The 16,750-nt window shown below is 56.2% G+C and carries 17 protein-coding genes; 9 read left to right on the forward strand and 8 right to left on the reverse strand.

The genetic code is table 11. The annotated features are described in order from the left end of the window. Positions 1–32 precede the first annotated feature (32 nt). Genes panB through panD form a run of 3 tightly spaced genes read left to right on the forward strand, consistent with a single transcriptional unit; the run spans position 33 to position 2,125 of the window. Positions 33–827 (forward strand): 3-methyl-2-oxobutanoate hydroxymethyltransferase, encoded by a 795-nt coding sequence (gene panB, locus ACX8ZY_RS16230; RefSeq protein WP_010254026.1) that lies wholly within the window; start codon positions 33–35, stop codon positions 825–827. A gap of 15 nt (positions 828–842) precedes the next feature. Beyond that, complete coding sequence (panC, locus tag ACX8ZY_RS16235; RefSeq protein ID WP_022625439.1) at positions 843–1,697, forward strand: pantoate--beta-alanine ligase; 855 nt, start codon at positions 843–845, stop codon at positions 1,695–1,697. Between the two features lie 47 nt (positions 1,698–1,744). Then, a complete protein-coding gene (panD, locus tag ACX8ZY_RS16240; RefSeq protein WP_010254022.1) occupies positions 1,745–2,125 on the forward strand; it encodes an aspartate 1-decarboxylase in 381 nt (126 codons plus the stop codon). A gap of 65 nt (positions 2,126–2,190) precedes the next feature. On the opposite strand, the gene ACX8ZY_RS16245 is transcribed toward panD, so the two are convergent. The 3 genes from ACX8ZY_RS16245 to ACX8ZY_RS16255 all read right to left on the reverse strand — a co-directional run bounded on the left by ACX8ZY_RS16245 (position 2,191) and on the right by ACX8ZY_RS16255 (position 5,325). Further along, on the reverse strand, positions 2,191–3,204 hold the full coding sequence (locus ACX8ZY_RS16245) for an acyltransferase family protein (RefSeq protein ID WP_010671846.1): 1,014 nt from the start codon (positions 3,202–3,204) through the stop codon (positions 2,191–2,193). 424 nt (positions 3,205–3,628) lie between these two features. Then, complete coding sequence (locus tag ACX8ZY_RS16250) at positions 3,629–4,399, reverse strand: ABC transporter permease (protein WP_010254018.1); 771 nt, start codon at positions 4,397–4,399, stop codon at positions 3,629–3,631. Next, a complete protein-coding gene (locus tag ACX8ZY_RS16255) occupies positions 4,396–5,325 on the reverse strand; it encodes an ABC transporter ATP-binding protein (RefSeq protein WP_010254017.1) in 930 nt (309 codons plus the stop codon). The genes ACX8ZY_RS16250 and ACX8ZY_RS16255 overlap by 4 nt, the downstream gene beginning before the upstream one ends. 108 nt (positions 5,326–5,433) lie before the next feature. On the opposite strand from ACX8ZY_RS16255, the gene can reads away from it, so the two are divergent. Beyond that, entirely contained in the window at positions 5,434–6,090 is a 657-nt protein-coding gene (gene can / locus ACX8ZY_RS16260; RefSeq protein ID WP_033756922.1) for a carbonate dehydratase, read from the forward strand. Positions 6,091–6,170: 80 nt separating this feature from the next. Here can and hpt read toward each other — a convergent pair whose 3' ends face one another. Next, on the reverse strand, positions 6,171–6,707 hold the full coding sequence (gene hpt / locus ACX8ZY_RS16265) for a hypoxanthine phosphoribosyltransferase (RefSeq protein WP_010254010.1): 537 nt from the start codon (positions 6,705–6,707) through the stop codon (positions 6,171–6,173). Positions 6,708–6,942: 235 nt separating this feature from the next. Between hpt and ACX8ZY_RS16270 the strand changes: the two genes are divergently transcribed. Next, the gene (locus ACX8ZY_RS16270; RefSeq protein WP_022625436.1) at positions 6,943–8,226 is read left to right on the forward strand and encodes a cystathionine gamma-synthase family protein; all 1,284 of its coding nucleotides are present in this window, start codon (positions 6,943–6,945) and stop codon (positions 8,224–8,226) included. Here ACX8ZY_RS16270 and cueO read toward each other — a convergent pair whose 3' ends face one another. Then, on the reverse strand, positions 8,227–9,825 hold the full coding sequence (gene cueO, locus ACX8ZY_RS16275) for a multicopper oxidase CueO (RefSeq protein WP_061703643.1): 1,599 nt from the start codon (positions 9,823–9,825) through the stop codon (positions 8,227–8,229). A 181-nt stretch (positions 9,826–10,006) separates the two neighbouring features. Between cueO and ACX8ZY_RS16280 the strand changes: the two genes are divergently transcribed. The 3 genes from ACX8ZY_RS16280 (at position 10,007) to speD (ending at position 12,158) form a co-directional block, all read left to right on the forward strand. Beyond that, a complete protein-coding gene (locus tag ACX8ZY_RS16280) occupies positions 10,007–10,354 on the forward strand; it encodes a YacC family pilotin-like protein (protein WP_421665089.1) in 348 nt (115 codons plus the stop codon). Positions 10,355–10,456: 102 nt separating this feature from the next. Beyond that, entirely contained in the window at positions 10,457–11,320 is an 864-nt protein-coding gene (gene speE, locus ACX8ZY_RS16285) for a polyamine aminopropyltransferase (protein WP_010253980.1), read from the forward strand. A gap of 28 nt (positions 11,321–11,348) precedes the next feature. Next, on the forward strand, positions 11,349–12,158 hold the full coding sequence (gene speD, locus ACX8ZY_RS16290; RefSeq protein ID WP_010253978.1) for an adenosylmethionine decarboxylase: 810 nt from the start codon (positions 11,349–11,351) through the stop codon (positions 12,156–12,158). Positions 12,159–12,404: 246 nt separating this feature from the next. On the opposite strand, the gene ACX8ZY_RS16295 is transcribed toward speD, so the two are convergent. Genes ACX8ZY_RS16295 through dtnK form a run of 3 tightly spaced genes read right to left on the reverse strand, consistent with a single transcriptional unit; the run spans position 12,405 to position 15,408 of the window. Further along, positions 12,405–13,169: a DeoR/GlpR family DNA-binding transcription regulator gene (locus ACX8ZY_RS16295; protein ID WP_033756597.1), complete on the reverse strand. Its 765-nt coding sequence runs from the start codon at positions 13,167–13,169 to the stop codon at positions 12,405–12,407. A gap of 6 nt (positions 13,170–13,175) precedes the next feature. Beyond that, positions 13,176–14,156 (reverse strand): D-threonate 4-phosphate dehydrogenase, encoded by a 981-nt coding sequence (locus tag ACX8ZY_RS16300; RefSeq protein ID WP_158149547.1) that lies wholly within the window; start codon positions 14,154–14,156, stop codon positions 13,176–13,178. Continuing rightward, positions 14,149–15,408 carry a D-threonate kinase gene (gene dtnK / locus ACX8ZY_RS16305; protein ID WP_158149548.1) on the reverse strand — a complete coding sequence of 420 codons (1,260 nt, stop codon included), beginning with the start codon at positions 15,406–15,408 and terminating at the stop codon, positions 14,149–14,151. Before dtnK ends, ACX8ZY_RS16300 begins: the two co-directional genes overlap by 8 nt. Positions 15,409–15,595: 187 nt before the next feature. On the opposite strand from dtnK, the gene ACX8ZY_RS16310 reads away from it, so the two are divergent. Continuing rightward, a complete protein-coding gene (locus ACX8ZY_RS16310; protein WP_158149549.1) occupies positions 15,596–16,744 on the forward strand; it encodes an iron-containing alcohol dehydrogenase in 1,149 nt (382 codons plus the stop codon). Positions 16,745–16,750 lie beyond the last annotated feature (6 nt).

Raw genomic sequence — 16,750 nt, forward strand, 5'->3', positions numbered from 1 at the left:
GCGCCCATCAGAATTCCTGAGTTGAGAGCGCCATGAAACCCACCACGATTTCACATCTGCGTCAGGCGAAAGCCAGCGGTAAAAAATTCGCGACCCTGACCGCCTACGATTTCAGTTTTGCCCGCTTGTTTGCCGATGAAGGCATTCAGGTGCTGCTGGTTGGTGATTCTTTAGGGATGACGGTGCAGGGGCATGATTCCACCCTGCCGGTCACGGTCAGCGACATCGCCTATCACACCGCCGCCGTGCGCCGTGGCGCACCACAGGCACTGCTGCTCGCCGACCTGCCGTTTATGAGTTATGCCACACCACAGCAGACCTTTGACAACGCCGCGCAGCTGATGCGTGCCGGTGCTAACATGGTGAAACTGGAAGGCGGCAGCTGGCTGGCTGAGACCGTGCAGATGCTGACCGAGCGCGCCGTTCCGGTGTGTGGTCATCTGGGCCTGACACCGCAGTCGGTCAATATCTTTGGCGGCTATAAAGTACAGGGCCGGGATGAAGCCGGTGCAGAGCAGCTGCTGGCCGATGCGCTGGCGCTGGAAGCCGCAGGCGCACAGCTGATGGTGCTGGAGTGTGTGCCGGTGTCGGTAGCGCAGCGGATTACCGACGCGCTCACCATCCCGGTGATCGGCATCGGTGCCGGCAATGTCACCGATGGTCAGATTCTGGTGATGCATGACGCGCTGGGCGTAACCGGCGGCCACATTCCCAAGTTTGCCAAAAATTTCCTGGCGGAGACCGGCGATGTTCGCGCGGCGATTCGCCACTATATCGCCGAAGTCGAGGCCGGAACCTATCCGGCGGCAGAGCACAGTTTCCAGTAATCCAGGAGAGTCACCGTGTTGATCATTGAAACGCTGCTGATGCTGCGCCAGGAAGTCCGTCGCTGGCGCCAGCAGGGTAAACGCATTGCGCTGGTGCCGACCATGGGCAACCTGCATGAAGGCCATCTGACACTGGTGGATGAAGCACGGGCGCGCGGCGACATCGTGATTGTCTCGATCTTTGTCAATCCGATGCAGTTCGATCGCGCCGATGATTTAGCGCGCTACCCGCGCACGCTGCAGGAAGATTGTGAAAAGCTGAATCGCCACCAGGTTGACGTGGTCTTCGCCCCCTCACCTGCTGAAGTCTATCCGCAGGGCGCGCAGAATCAGACCTTTGTTGAGGTGCCGGTGCTCTCTTCCCTGCTGGAAGGGGCCACACGTCCAGGTCATTTTCGCGGTGTGGCCACTATCGTCAGCAAACTGTTTAATCTGGTACAGCCCGATATTGCCTGTTTCGGTGAAAAGGATTTTCAGCAGCTGGCTATCATTCGTAAGATGGTGGCCGATATGGGCTTCGACATTGAGATTGTTGGTGTGCCTACGGTGCGCGCTAAAGATGGCCTGGCGCTGAGTTCGCGCAACGGCTACCTGACGGCAGATGAGCGTAAGCTGGCACCGGTCCTGAGCCAGGTGATGCATCAGATGGCGACGCAGCTGGAGAATGGCGAGCGTCATGTTGACGAGATCATTGAGGCAGCCAGTGAGGCACTGCTGGCGCAGGGATTGCGTCCTGATGGCCTGGCGATCTGTGATGCGGAAACGCTGCAACCGCTGACGGTGGACAGCCAGCGCGCGGTGGTGCTGATGGCCGCCTGGCTGGGCAAGGCCCGCCTGATTGATAATCAAACCGTTGACCTGACGCAGTAATTCATCCCGCTGCAGGTTATTTTATTTCTCTGACAAGGTTTCTGGCTATGATTCGCACAGTTCTGCAAGGCAAATTGCACCGCGTGAAGGTGACGCAGGCGGACCTCAATTATGAAGGTTCCTGCGCTATCGATCAGGATTTCCTGGATGCTTCCGGCATTCTGCAATATGAAGCGATCGATATTTATAACGTCACCAACGGTCAGCGCTTTTCCACCTACGCTATCGCGGCTGAGCGTGGCTCGAAAATCATCTCGGTCAACGGTGCGGCCGCCCGCTGCGCCTGCGAAGGCGATATTTTAATTATCTGCTCCTATGTGCAGGTAGACGATGCCGAGGCGCGTCAGTGGCAGCCTAAGGTCGCCTATTTTGAAGGTGACAACCAGATGAAGCGTCTGGCGAAAGCGCTGCCGGTGCAGATTGCCTGATTAAAACCTGATTAAAAAAGGGCCGCCGTTAAAACGGGCGGCCCTTTTTATTTCTGCTGCAGTAATTAAACCGGTTTGGTTGTCATCGGCTTCGATGACTTTTTCATCGTAAAGAGGAAATTAAACCAGCCGCGTTTTCTCATCAGACATAATGTCCACGGTAACGCCAGCGCCACCAGGAACGCCGAAATAAACTTCAGGTCATTTACCCAGGCTGACGGGCTTTCAAACTTCACAATCTTACTGAAGAACTGAATCGCCAGATAATGCGACAGGTAGAAGACGATAGAATTGACGCCTATGTAGTAAACCAGTTCAGACTTCAGTTTCAGCGCAATCCAGACAAAGAACGGAACCGATAATAGTGCCAGCGGTGACAATAACGCCTGGGAATGACGTTCCAGTACAAAGATATTCAGGCAGGAGAGCAGCACAAAACTAATTACCGAGATAAACAGCGTCGGGCCATGCTGCACTTTCTCTGCGATATCCACCTGCTTCCTCACGACGTAATCGCCGAGATAGAAGAATACAAACAGATAAAGCGATTTATTGATGTGGGTATTGTCGAAGCTGGCAAACACGCCATCCGCCTCAATCGCTGGCAGCGCCCAGCTCAGCGTCATACAGATGGCAAACACCAGCAGGAACGGCAAGTGACGGGCAAAGATAATCACAATAAAGAAGATAAACAGCGAATGCAGGAACCAGGTCATATCACCGCCACCGGTCAGGTGGGAGAGAATAATATTCATCGGTGATTGCGGCGTATTAGCCATTGAGCTGAACAGGATTTTCAACCCGCCGTAGACGGCAACCCAGACCACAAATGGATAGAGAATACTGCGCACCTTGTTATTAAAAAAAGGACCCAGGCCTTTTCTTAACCCGGCATCGACAAATAAACCTGAAACAAAGAACATCAGCCCCAGCCTTACCGGTGCCAGCATCTCATTTAACAGGCCGCTGAAGGCGGTAAAATGTCCGGCGTTATTATGTACGGCAATAGTGCTGTGCAAAAAAATGATTGCGAGAATACTCAATCCCCGCAGATTATCGATCCACGTTATACGATTCATCTTTTCCTGCCTTTGATTAAAAACTGGCCCTGATTCGGTTGCCATTTTTCTTATTAAGAAGACTCTTAGCCTACTCATTCGTCCCTGAGCAGAGGAATAACCTTATTCCGGCGCTATTCTGATAATTCATAATCAAATAAACAACAGCCAGACTTTAAGGCTATTCTTAAAAAATATTTAATAGTTAAAAATCATTCAGATAGCGAAAGATGTCAGAGTATTATCAGATAATACTTAGGGTTATTTTTTGTGAGTAAGGATGTAAGCGAGGCGTCGGGCGGCTTCAGAGACAAAATATAACGAATGAGGCGGGTTTTAAGGTGATTTTTAAGGCCAGGCAGAACCGTAGTCAGCGTGATTTGCTCTCCACCCAAAAAAAAGCCACGCCCTTATCGCAGCGTGGCCCTTACCATTCAGCTTAACGTCAGGTGCGTAATCCGCGTCCGCGCTGTATCAGCGCATAGACCAGCCAGTAGAACACCAGAATAAAGGCCACCAGCACCGAGAGGGTAAACACCAGCGGCACATCATTAATGCCGAGGAAGCCATAACGGAATCCGCTAATCATATAAACGATTGGATTGAGTTTAGAGACAGCCTGCCAGATCGGCGGCAGCAAACTCAGTGAATAGAATACGCCGCCCAGATAAGTCAGTGGCGTCAGCACAAAGGTCGGGATCAGGCTGATATCGTCAAACGTGCGCGCAAAGACAGCGTTCAGCAGACCTGCCAGTGAAAACAGAATCGCGGTCAGCAGCAGCGTGACCGCCACCATCGTCCAGGAATGCACGTGGAACGGCACAAAGAACAGCGAGATGGCCGTCACCAGAATACCCACGCAGACACCACGCGCCACGCCGCCGCCAACATAGCCGGCAATGATGATGTGGGTCGGCACCGGCGCGACCAGCAGCTCTTCAATGTTGCGCTGGAACTTGGCGCTGAAGAACGACGACGCCACGTTGGCATAGGCGTTAGTGATGACCGCCATCATGATCAATCCCGGCACGATGAACTGCATATAGCTGAAGCCGTGCATTTCACCGATGCGCGACCCGATCAGGTTGCCAAAAATGATGAAATAGAGCGTCATGGTGATGACCGGCGGTACCAGCGTCTGGATCCAGATGCGGGCGAAACGGTTAACCTCTTTGGCCCAGATGCTCTTCAGCGCCACCCAGTAGAGATGTGTCATGCTTTTGCTCCTGTTTTTCCCTGCGTCGTCAGACCCACAAACAGCTCTTCAAGACGGTTGGCTTTATTGCGCATACTCAGCACCTGCACACCCTGCGCGCTAAGCTGGCTGAAGACGCTGTTGAGCCCCTGCTCACGCAGCACTTCCACTTCGAGCGTTGAGGTATCGGTCAGCCGGTACTGGAACCCTTCCAGCGTGGGCAGCGGACTGCGGGGTGCCAGATCCAGGATAAAGGTTTCTGATTTGAGCTTGGAGAGCAGCCCTTTCATTGAGGTGTTCTCCACCAGCTCACCGCTCTGGATGATGCCGATGTTGCGGCACAGCATCTCCGCCTCTTCCAGATAGTGGGTAGTGAGAATAATGGTCGTGCCTTTGGCATTGAGATCTTTCAGGAACACCCACATTGAGCGTCGCAGTTCGATATCCACGCCAGCGGTGGGTTCATCCAGAATCAGCAGCTTAGGCTCATGCATCAGCGCACGGGCGATCATCAGGCGACGCTTCATCCCGCCGGAAAGCATGCGTGCACGTTCAGCGCGTTTTCCCCACAGATCGAGCTGCTTCAGATACTTTTCTGCCCGCTCATTGGCTTCACGACGCTCAACGCCGTAGTAACCCGCCTGATTAACAACGATTTGCATCACCGTCTCAAACGGGTTGAAGTTAAACTCCTGCGGCACCAGGCCGAGCTGGCGCTTGGCATTCACCACATCTTTTTCGAGATCGTAGCCAAACACCCGCACGCTGCCCTCGGATTTGTTAACCAGCGAACTGATAATTCCGATGGTGGTCGATTTACCGGCACCGTTTGGCCCCAGCAGCGCATAAAAGTCACCCGCTTCAACGTTAAGATCGATGCCCTTCAGCGCCTGCACGCCGCCGGGATAGGTCTTGGTCAGCCGGGAAAGTTCCAGTGCATAAGTCATTCTGCATCCATACCCTGTTTTGATGGCATTGCAATGCCGTTTAAATTTATCAGGCCCTGTCATATAGTACGCGCGCGCACTCTGCGCAGTAACCGGTCGCTCAACACCATGACAGACATCAACACCCTGATCAGAAACAACCGCAAATGGTCAAAATTACTGGTTGAAGAAGATCCCAGCTTTTTTGAGCGGCTCGCCCAGGCACAAAAACCGCGCTTCCTGTGGATTGGCTGTTCTGACAGCCGGGTTCCTGCCGAACGTCTGACCGGGCTCGAACCCGGCGAACTCTTCGTTCACCGCAACGTGGCCAATCTGGTAATCCACACCGACCTGAACTGTCTGTCCGTGGTGCAGTACGCTATCGAAGTGCTGGAAGTGGAACACGTTATCGTCTGCGGCCATTACGGCTGCGGCGGCGTGCAGGCGGCGATGGATAACCCGGAACTGGGATTAATCGATAACTGGCTGCTGCACATCCGCGACCTCTGGTACAAGCATAGCGTGTTGCTGGGGGAACTCCCGCCGGATAAGCGCCTGGACAAACTGTGCGAAATCAACGTTATTGAACAAGTCTATAACCTGGGGCACTCCACCGTACTGCAATCTGCCTGGAAACGCGGAAAGGATGTCTCCCTGCACGGCTGGGTATACGGCATTCAGGACGGCTGTCTGCGTAACCTTGATGTGACGGCAAACAGCCGGGAGATCCTCGAACAGCGCTACCGCCACGGCATTGCAAATCTGCGGAAGAACGGCGAGGCCTGAGCCGATCGCAGCGTAAAGCGCGGCATAGCCTACACCAGGCAACAGGTGCAGGCCTTGGAAGAATGTGCGGTAGAGCGGTATCAGGATTCCAGCGGCACCACTTTGCCAATATAAGGCAGATGGCGATAGTGCTGAGCATAGTCGATACCAAAGCCCACCACGAACTCGTCCGGAATCGCAAAGCCGACATATTCGACGTTCACTTCGACTTCACGGCGCTCTGGCTTATCCAGCAGCGTACAGATCGCCAGGGATTTTGGCTGACGCAGTTGCAGAATCTCACGCACTTTGCTCAGGGTGTTGCCGGAGTCGATGATATCTTCGACGATCAGCACATCCTTGCCACGGATGTCTTCATCCAGATCTTTCAGGATTTTCACATCACGCGTGCTGGACATCCCGCTGCCGTAACTGGAAGCCGTCATAAAGTCGACTTCATGCGGCACATCGATGGCGCGACAGAGATCAGCCATGAACATAAAGGAGCCGCGCAGCAGCCCCACCAGCACCATATCGCTGCCGCTGTCGCGGTAGTGGTCGTTAATCTCTTTGCCCAGTTCAGCGATGCGCGTGGCGATTGCCTGTTCAGGGATCATCACTTCAACAGTGTGTTTCATTGCGTTCAGCCCGGTTACGTCAGAAAAGCCCCGGAGTCTATCACAGACGCAGCAGCGACGGCTGCGCGGCCCTATAAGCAAACGATTACGTCGCGAAAATTATTACCCGCCGCCTGCGGCTCGCTGAAATGCGCATTACCTTAGAACATTCTGGCATTTACCAGCATGATTCGCTGCATGGTAGCCTTTATCCAACAGATCGTTACCCTACTCGCGCCGCTGGCCGGAGATCACAATGACTTCATCTTCAAGCAAAAAAACGCATATCGGCGACAGGCCGCTGCACCCTGAAACCCAGATGCTGAACTATGGCTATGATCCCCGCCTCTCTGAAGGTGCGGTGAAGCCGCCGGTGTTTCTGACCTCGACCTTTGTCTTTGACAGCGCCGAAGAGGGACGGGATTTCTTTGATTACGTCTCTGGCCGACGTGAGCCGCCGGAAGGCAAATCGGGTGGGCTGGTCTATTCCCGCTTTAACCACCCTAACAGCGAAATTGTAGAAGATCGGCTGGCGGTCTATGAGCAGGCGGAGAGCTGTTCGCTCTTCTCTTCCGGTATGGCCGCCATCTCCACTGCCCTGCTGACGTTTGCCCGTCCGGGCGAGGTGATCCTGCATTCCCAGCCGCTGTATGGCGGCACCGAAACCCTGCTTAGCAAGACGCTGCACAATCTGGACATCAAAGCAGTGGGTTTCAGCGACGGCAATGATGAAGTCAAAGTGCGTGAAGCCGCTCAGCAGGCGATGGCCCAGGGCCGGGTAGCGGTGATCCTGATTGAAACGCCAGCGAATCCCACCAACAGCCTGGTCAATATCCGTCTGATGGCGCGTATCGCTGATGAGATTGATCAGCAGCAGGGTTCACGACCGATTATCGCCTGTGACAACACGCTGCTCGGCCCGCTGTTCCAGCAGCCGCTGACGCTGGGCGCTGATCTGTCGCTCTACTCGCTGACCAAGTATGTTGGCGGTCACTCTGACCTGATTGCAGGCGCGGCGATGGGCAGTAAAGCGCTGATGGCGAAAGTGCGCGCCCTGCGCAGCGCAATCGGCACGCAGCTGGATCCACACTCCAGCTGGATGCTCAGCCGCTCGCTGGAAACGCTGTCGCTACGCATGGAGAAAGCCTGGCAGAATGCGGAAGCGGTCGCGGCGTTTCTGCGCGATCACCCGAAAGTGGCGAAGCTGCACTGGCTGCCCTATCTGGATGCGGAGAGCGCCGAAGGGAAAACCTATCGCGAGCAGTGCAGCGGTGCCGGTTCGACCTTCTCATTTGATATCGTCGGCGATCAGCCCGCTGCGTTCCGTTTTCTTAATGCGCTGTCACTGTTTAAGCAGGCGGTAAGCCTGGGCGGGACCGAGTCGCTGGCCAGCCATCCTGGCAGCACCACCCACTCCGGCGTGCCGCAGGCGGTGCGTCAGCGTATTGGGATCACTGACGCCACGGTGCGGCTGTCGATTGGCATCGAAAACGCCGGCGACCTGATTGAAGATGTGAAGCTGGCGCTGGATCAGGCGTAATCAACTGACGGTAAAGCCCAGCATCATGCCGGTGTCTTCATGCTCCAGCAGATGGCAGTGGGCCATGTAAGCGTGTTCTGCGGCGGCGACATAGTTGAAGCGTACCAGCACTTCACTGCGCCAGCCGTCGACATTCACCATATCTTTCCAGCCCTGCCGGTGCGGGGCTGGCGGTTTGCCGTTTTCTGAAAGAATACGGAACTGGGTGCCGTGAATGTGGAACGGGTGCAGCATCGCATCGCCTTCACCTGAAATCGTCCACTTCTCGTAATCACCCAGCTTCACCGCAAACGACGGCTTCGTCATATCAAAGGCCTGGCCATTAATCTTATTGCCGTTGCGGAAATCGTAACCGGCGGGCGGCGTATTGCCGTGCATGCTGTGATCCATGCTTTCCATAGGCGGCATCGGCTCTGCCGTCGTTTTCTCCTCCGGCGTCTGCGACATCGTGTGATGACCGCCCTTGCCCATCGCTTTCTCGCCGTAGCGCTGCATCAGCGCCTGCATGCCCTGCTGGTCCAGCTGCGGGTCCATCATCAACTGCAGCCAGCGTGTCGTCAGGCCGTCGGTTGAGGGTAGCGCTGGCAGCGTCGCCAGCTGATCCGGCAGCGTGGCGCTGGCCATCACCCGCAGCGGCAGGATCTGCACCAGCGGCAGCGGCTGGTCAAACGGCGGCAGCGTCATGCCCATCTGCTCTGTCGGCAGCGTCACCAGATCGAAGCTGTTACCGTCAGAAGTATCGATCATCACCTCAAAACGCTCGCCCGGCAGGATCGGCAGCGAGTCGAGCTTTACCGGCTCGGCCAGCAGGCCACCATCGCTGGCGATCACGTAGAGAGGACGTTTATCACTGGCGGCAACATGCAGCGAACGGGCATTGCAGCCGTTGAGCAGGCGCAGACGCAGCCAGCCGCGCGGCACCGCATGCTGCGGATAGTGCACGCCGTTGGTCAGCATCATGTCGCCAAACCAGCCCACCGCGGCGCGCATCACGTCGAGCTGATAATCAATGCGGCTGCCCTCTTTGGTCAGTTGCTTATCCTGAAAAATCAGCGGCACATCATCCACCCCCCACTGCGAGGGCAATCGCAGCGTTCCGCTCTCTTTATCTTCCAGCAGGATCAGTCCCGCCAGCCCCTGAGCCACCTGATGCCCGGTTTTGCCATGCAGATGCGGGTGATACCAGCAGGTTGCGGCGGGTTGATCGGGCGTAAAAGAGACCTGACGCGAGCCGCCAGGCGCAATCACCGCCTGCGGGCCGCCATCCACTGCACCGGGGATTTCCAGCCCGTGCCAGTGCAGTGTGGTCGCTTCGCTGAGCCGGTTATGAATGTTCACCGTCACCGGTTTGCCACTCTGCATCTTCAGCACCGGCCCCAGCAGGCTGCCGTTATAGCCCCAGGTCGGCACCGCTTTGCCGTTCCACTGGGTGGTACCCTGCATCGCGGTGAGGCTGTAGCTGCCCCTGGCATCGGGTTCCAGCAGAGACGGAATCGGCAGCAGCGGACGGGTGGCTGCCATCAGCGAACGGCTCCAGAGCGGTAATGCTCCGGCTGCACTCAGTGCGGCAGTGAGTTTCAGGAAATGGCGACGTTGCATGGTGATCATCCTTGTGGCATCAGAGCGCACAGCCTAAACCCTGACCTTATGGGAAGGTCAAGTCTTACCCGTGCGAATCTGACGAAAAAAGGCGGTGCAGCAGCCCACAGCGGCAAATTAATCGAAAACCTGAGAGCAACTGTGCTAACGTCATTAGCAATATCCATTGAAGAGAACGACTATGAAGCAAAGTATCAGGATCCTGCTGCTGACGGGACTCCTTGGCTTCTCCTCCACCAGTTTTGCCCTGAGCGAATCCGAAGCGGAAGATCTGGCCGATCTCACGGCGGTTTTCGTCTATCTGAAAAATGATTGTGGCTATCAGGATTTACCGGACGCGCAGATTCGCAAAGCGCTGGTCTTTTTTGCTCAGCAGAACAGCTGGGATTTAAGCAACTACAGCAACTACAACATGAAAGCGCTGGGTGAAGATAGCTATCGCGATCTCAGCGGCATCGCCATCACCAACGATAAAAAGTGCAAGTCACTGGCCCGCGATTCGCTGAGCCTGCTGGCCTACGTCAGGTAACGATTCTTCCCTCTGCAGCCGGACATTGACCGTGCAACCACGGTCAGTGTTAGCTATCATATGCCGCCCATCTTCATGGCGATGTCATCAGAGGAGAGCACCATGGCCCACAATGAAACGTGGTATGAAACCCTTCATGCCGGTTTTGGCCAGTATTTCACGGTTGATAAAGAGCTGTACCGTGAGAAGACTGCGCATCAGGATTTAATCATTTTCGAAAATGCCGCGATGGGCCGCGTAATGGCGCTGGACGGCGTCGTTCAGACCACCGAACGCGACGAATTTATCTACCATGAAATGATGACCCACGTTCCGCTGCTGGCGCACGGCGCGGCGAAGAGCGTTCTGATTATCGGCGGCGGTGACGGCGCAATGCTGCGTGAAGTGTCACGTCATCCCGGGATCGAAAAGATTACCATGGTGGAGATCGATGCAGGCGTGGTGACCTTTTGTCGCCAGTATCTGCCGAACCACAGCGCGGGTGCCTATGACGATCCGCGCTTTACGCTGGTAATTGATGACGGGGTGAACTTCGTTAATCAGACGCAGGAAAAGTTTGATGTCATTATCTCCGACTGCACCGATCCGATTGGTCCGGGCGAGAGTCTGTTTACCTCGGAATTTTATGCCGGATGCAAAGCGGCCCTTAATGAAAATGGCATCTTTGTGGCGCAGAATGGCGTCTGCTTCCTGCAGCAGGATGAGGCCGTTAACAGCCATCGCAAGCTGGGACATTACTTTGCGGACGTCAGTTTCTATCAGGCGGCGATTCCGACCTACTACGGCGGCATTATGACCTTTGCCTGGGCGAGTGATAATCCGGCGCTGCGCCAGCTCGACACCGCGACCTTAAAGGCGCGTTTCGAGGCCGCTGGCCTGACCTGCCGTTATTACACGCCAGCAATCCATACCGGCAGCTTTGCCCTGCCGCAATATCTGTTGAATGCGTTATCCGCCGCGTGCTGATAGTGCATTTCTAAGGGGGTGAACGAAATTGCAAAAGCTAAAACTACATGGCTTCAACAACCTGACGAAAAGCCTGAGTTTTTGTATTTACGATATTTGCTATGCGAATACTGAAGCTGAACGCGATGGTTACATCGCCTACATTGACGAACAATATAACGCTAACCGTCTGACGGAAATTCTGACTGAGACCTGCTCGATTATCGGGGCTAACGTGCTCAACATTGCGCGCCAGGATTATGAACCGCAGGGGGCCAGCGTCACGATTCTGGTCAGCGAGGAGCCGATCGATCCGAAAGATATCGATAACTCAGAGCACCCCGGTCCGCTGCCCAACTCGGTGGTGGCTCATCTCGATAAAAGTCATATCTGCGTGCACACCTATCCGGAGAGCCATCCGGCGGGCGGCCTGTGCACCTTCCGTGCGGACATTGAAGTCTCAACCTGTGGCGTCATTTCGCCACTGAAAGCGCTGAACTATCTGATCCACCAGCTGGAGTCAGATATTGTCACCGTCGATTACCGGGTGCGCGGTTTTACCCGTGACGTGAAAGGGATGAAGCACTTCATCGATCACGAGATCAATTCGATTCAGAACTTCATGTCTGAAGATATGAAAGCGATGTATGACATGGTGGATGTGAATGTCTATCAGGAAAACATCTTCCATACCAAGATGTTGCTGAAAGAGTTCGACCTTAAACACTACCTGTTTAACACCCGCCCGGAAGATCTCACTCCGCAGGAGCACAAGCGCATTACCGATCTGCTCTGGAAAGAGATGCGCGAGATCTACTACGGCAGAAATATCCCCTCAGTGGGCCTGAAGACCCTCTGATTATCAGGCGCGCAGCGTTATAGCCCATAACCTGCGCGTCTGCCCTCCTTGTTCCCCCTGCTTTTTCATCACGGCAACCGCCGGAATGAGGTTTGAGCGGGTTTCGGTGGACGCACCCGCGACTACGCGCGAAGAGAATGATGCGTACGCGCGTTAACGGCGCGTTTTAACGGCGAGAGATAAAAATAAACGCGCGGTGCTGCTCTCGTCCTGCTGATCAGGTCAGAGCAACACGGCGCATTCTGTTCAGGCGGAGGTCAGCGCCAGCGTAATCCCGCGCTCGCGCAGCGTGCGGCAGACAGCCTCATCTAACCGGCTGTCGGTCACCACATCCGTCAGGTCATCCACCGGAGAAGCGCAGAATAGCGACCAGGAGCCATATTTACTGCTGTCCGCCAGCAAGACCCGGCGAGCCGCATTGGCCAGAAGATCGTGTTTCAGCCCCGCTTTCTCCTCAGTCGGCGTGGTAATGCCGCGCTCAAGGCTCCAGGAGTTACAGCTGACAAAGGCGATATCGGGATTGATGCTGCGCAGCAACCGCCGTCCATGTTCGCCCACACAGGACTGACTGGAGTCGTCGATACGTCCGCCAATAATCGTCACTTCGATCTGCTTAAACTCAGACAAAAACAGTGCAATGTGCAGATCGGCAGTGATCACCCGCAGCGGCAGATGCGTGAGCTGCCGCGCCAGCTCCAGCATAGTGGTGCCCGCATCCAGCACGACCGCATCGCCCGCCCGGACAAAGCTGGCGGCACATTCTGCAATCGCCTGCTTCTCGGCCAGGTTACGCTGCATCTTCTCCAGCGTGGTCGGCTGGGCAGGAATAAAACGATTCAGGGTAACGCCGCCATGACTGCGGCTGATCACGCCCTCTTTATCCAGCTTAATCAAATCACGGCGAATCGTGGCGGGTGAGGCGGAAATCGCACTGACCAGTTGCTCAACAGTCACCAGATTATGGCTTTTCAGGTAATCCATAATCTGGTCAAGACGGCTCTGTCCCTTCATATATCCCTATGCGAGCTGCATCGCGAGTTTAATAGAGATCGCCATGCTGTCAGACTTCGCTTTACCTGTCCAGGCGATATCAAATGCGGTGCCATGGTCAGCAGAGGTACGGATAAACGGCAGGCCTGCGGTGATGTTGACGCCATCATAAAAGCCCAGCAGTTTAAGCGGAATATGCCCCTGATCGTGGTACATCGCGACCACCATGTCATACCGTCCATCCTGGCACTGCAGGAACACCGTGTCCGGCGGACAAGGCCCGTAGACATCAATCCCCTGCGCTTTCATCGCCTCAATAGCGGGCGCCACGGTGGTGATCTCCTCATCGCCAAACAGGCCGTTCTCTCCGGCGTGCGGATTAACGCCCGCCACGGCGATACGCGGGGCGTTGTAACCGACACGACGCAGGAAAGTGTCCGCCATACCAATCACGGTTTTGATGCGCGTCTGGTTCAGCGTATCGAGGAACTTACGCAGCGCAATGTGGGTCGTGACATGAATCACTTTCAGCTTATCGGTGTAGAGGACCATGGCGTAATCTTTGGTCCCGGTAAGATGCGCCAGCAGTTCGGTGTGACCAGGATACAGATGGCCCGCCGCATGCAGCGCCTCTTTGTTCAGCGGCGCGGTGGCAATGGCATGCACGTCGCCCGCCAGTGCCAGCTCTGTAGCACGCTTCACGCAACGCCACGCCAGATCTCCCGCCTCTTTCTGCACCACGCCAGGTTTCAGCGCGTCGGGATCGGCCAGAGGCTCATCGATGACGTTGATGATGCCGGGCGCAAACCGCGCATCCTGCACCCGGTCCAGCACCCGCAGCTCGGCCTGTGGCGTAATGTTCATTGCCATAATGCGGCGCAGCGTACTGGCACAGCCAATCACCACCGCAGGGATGCCATTCAGCTCACCTTCAGAGAGTGACTTAATGATGATTTCCGGGCTGATGCCCGCTGGATCGCCCATGGTGATCGCAATAATTTTACTCACTCGACTTCTCCTCAATAAAACCAATGGCTGCTACCAGGGTATTTTCATCACCAAAGCCACCCGCTTTGGTCATCACCGGCAGAGTAAATTCACTGTTAAGCAGAACCCCGTGCGGCACACAGCCCGCCACCAGACCCTGAATTTTAAAGCCGCTGGCCCCCAGTGCCTGGGCAACGGCAATCGCCACGTCGCCTCCCGACAGATAGAGCGCATGCGGCAGCTGTGTCCGGCACAGGCTGTGAGTCATTTCGCCCAGCAACAGACTGATCGCTTCGCCCAGCTGCTGGCGGGTCACGCTGTGCTGCTGGCTGAGATGCTCAATGTCGTGACGCTGGGATTCATGCTGGCAGGTGCGGATCACCGTATGGCGACCGGCACGCAGTGCGGCGGCAGCCTGTTCGATCCAGCGATTCCGGTCGGGCCAGGCGGGCTGCTGAAACAGCTGGCGGATATCGACATCTACGATCTCAACTGCCCGCTGGTTAAGCAGCGTGGCGATCTGCTGCTGCGCGCTGCTGCTCATCGATCCCACTACCGCCAGCACGGGCCGCGACGGGCGAACAGAGAGCGCTGCGCCCAGCGCATCGCTTAACCCGGCTGCTCCCACCAGCAGCGGCTTCTCTGTCAGCCGCGCCGCAGCGATTATCAGTCGCGCCAGATCGGCTTCATTTTCGGCATCCACCACCACCACGCCGTGCGCCGCCGCTAACACCGCATCAAGCCGATCGCTGCGCAGCGTCGGGAGATCGATCTCCGTGCCGTCGATCTGCATCTGATCGAGTACGCGGGCGCTGAGGATCGGGGTTTTAGGATCGCTGGCAAATTCGGTGTCTGTCAGTAACCGCTGATTGACCCACACTTTACCTTCGCGTGTGGTGCGGCCCAGTCGTGGCACGGCCGGCGCAACCAGCGCCAGCCTTTTGCCGCTGGCTCGCAGCGCAGCCGCGGTTTCAGCACCGACGTTGCCGCGCAGCGTGGAGTCGATCTTTTTAAACAGCCAGCCCTGCCGAAGCTGTGCGGCGAAGTGCTGCACCACCTGAGCGACGCGCTCTGCGGCCTGGCTGGCGCTGACTGCCCGGCTGTCGGTGCTGATAACCAGCACATCCGCAGCGTCCTCTGGCAACGGCGCCTCAGTACCAAACAGCACATGTACGCGGGCGCCAGCCTGCGCCAGTCCGCTACCCGCATCGTTGGCACCGGTAAAGTCATCGGCGATGACCAGCACCGGGGTTTTCCATAATGATGAGCCCATCCTCACTCCTGTCAGGCGATTGCCGCTGCATTTGATTATATTCAATCATGATTGATTATATGTGAGCAAGTTCAAATTAATCGAAATCGATATGCCTTATAAAATTAGCCACAGAGAGTGACTGACTTCGCATTGCGCTGAGCAAGATTAATCATCCGCTCAGACAGGACAGAAATAAGGGTATGAAATGAACATTAACAGCACGGTGATTAGCGGTTATCAGGCGTTAAACGACATGCGCTATCTGCTGAAGGGGATATCGACAGCAGTCGTGGTCACTGACCGGAACATTGAGGCGATTCCGGCAGTGCAGGCGCTGATGGGTCAACTTCGGGATCAGATTCCGGGTATCAGCGTGGTCAACAGCGTCCCGCCAGAACCAAGCCAGCATGATGTGGCAGCGATTATCGCGACGCTCTCCCGGTCCCATGTCGATATGGTGATTGGCATCGGCGGCGGCAGCGTGCTGGATGTGGCGAAGCTACTCTCAGTGCTGTGCATTGACGCCGCGCCTTCGCTGGACGCCCTGCTGGCAGGCGAAAAACCGCAGCGCCGTACCCGTTCAATACTGATCCCTACCACCGCAGGCACGGGTTCTGAGGCGACGCCCAATGCGATCCTGGCGATCCCGGAGAAAGAGACCAAAGTCGGCATTATTTCACCGGTGATGCTGCCCGATGTGGTGGCCCTGGTGCCGGAACTGACCACCAGCATGCCGCCACATATTGCCTCTTCAACCGGTATTGACGCCCTCTGCCATCTGATTGAGTGCTTTACCGCCAATGTCGCCAACCCGGTCAGCGACAACTATGCGCTGATTGGGATGAAGAAACTGTTCGCTAATCTCGAAACCACCCTGCGCGAGCCAGAAAATTTGCAGGCACGCCTGGAGATGCTCTGGGCCTCTTATTATGGCGGTGCATCGATTGCCCATGCCGGGACACATCTGGTGCATGCCCTCTCTTACCCGCTCGGGGGCAGATATCATCTGCCACACGGCGTTGCCAACGCCATCCTGCTGGCTCCCTGCATGCGCTTTGTCCGTCCGGCGGCGGTGAGCAAATTCGCTCAGGCCTATGATCTGCTGCCCGACGCCGACGTCCGTTTAAGCGATGAAGAGAAATCACACGCGCTGGTCGACTACTTCACCGCGCTGGTGGCGCGGCTGCAGCTGCCTGCCAGCCTGGAAGCCCTGGGCATCAGCCCGGATCACCTGCCCTGGTTAGTGGAAGCCGCGCTCGACGTCCAGCGTCTGATGAACAACGTGCCGATGGCGGTCACCGCCGACGATGTGCGCGCCGTCTACCTGACGCTTTTCCCTTCCTGCCAGGCGTAATGAGGA

The organism is Pantoea sp. XAF26B01_ASV70 (genome assembly GCF_054512635.1).

What these genes read in the sequence shown, in the direction of transcription:
- dtnK (WP_158149548.1), bottom strand. Translation starts at nt 15,408, where the DNA reads ATGGGCTCATCATTATGGAAAACCCCGGTGCTGGTCATCGCCGATGAC.
- cueO (WP_061703643.1), bottom strand. Translation starts at nt 9,825, where the DNA reads ATGCAACGTCGCCATTTCCTGAAACTCACTGCCGCACTGAGTGCAGCC.
- ACX8ZY_RS16245 (WP_010671846.1), bottom strand. Translation starts at nt 3,204, where the DNA reads ATGAATCGTATAACGTGGATCGATAATCTGCGGGGATTGAGTATTCTC.
- ACX8ZY_RS16295 (WP_033756597.1), bottom strand. Translation starts at nt 13,169, where the DNA reads ATGAAGGGACAGAGCCGTCTTGACCAGATTATGGATTACCTGAAAAGC.
- ACX8ZY_RS16270 (WP_022625436.1), top strand. Translation starts at nt 6,943, where the DNA reads ATGACTTCATCTTCAAGCAAAAAAACGCATATCGGCGACAGGCCGCTG.
- ACX8ZY_RS16280 (WP_421665089.1), top strand. Translation starts at nt 10,007, where the DNA reads ATGAAGCAAAGTATCAGGATCCTGCTGCTGACGGGACTCCTTGGCTTC.
- panD (WP_010254022.1), top strand. Translation starts at nt 1,745, where the DNA reads ATGATTCGCACAGTTCTGCAAGGCAAATTGCACCGCGTGAAGGTGACG.
- ACX8ZY_RS16255 (WP_010254017.1), bottom strand. Translation starts at nt 5,325, where the DNA reads ATGACTTATGCACTGGAACTTTCCCGGCTGACCAAGACCTATCCCGGC.
- hpt (WP_010254010.1), bottom strand. Translation starts at nt 6,707, where the DNA reads ATGAAACACACTGTTGAAGTGATGATCCCTGAACAGGCAATCGCCACG.
- ACX8ZY_RS16250 (WP_010254018.1), bottom strand. Translation starts at nt 4,399, where the DNA reads ATGACACATCTCTACTGGGTGGCGCTGAAGAGCATCTGGGCCAAAGAG.
- ACX8ZY_RS16310 (WP_158149549.1), top strand. Translation starts at nt 15,596, where the DNA reads ATGAACATTAACAGCACGGTGATTAGCGGTTATCAGGCGTTAAACGAC.
- can (WP_033756922.1), top strand. Translation starts at nt 5,434, where the DNA reads ATGACAGACATCAACACCCTGATCAGAAACAACCGCAAATGGTCAAAA.
- speE (WP_010253980.1), top strand. Translation starts at nt 10,457, where the DNA reads ATGGCCCACAATGAAACGTGGTATGAAACCCTTCATGCCGGTTTTGGC.
- panB (WP_010254026.1), top strand. Translation starts at nt 33, where the DNA reads ATGAAACCCACCACGATTTCACATCTGCGTCAGGCGAAAGCCAGCGGT.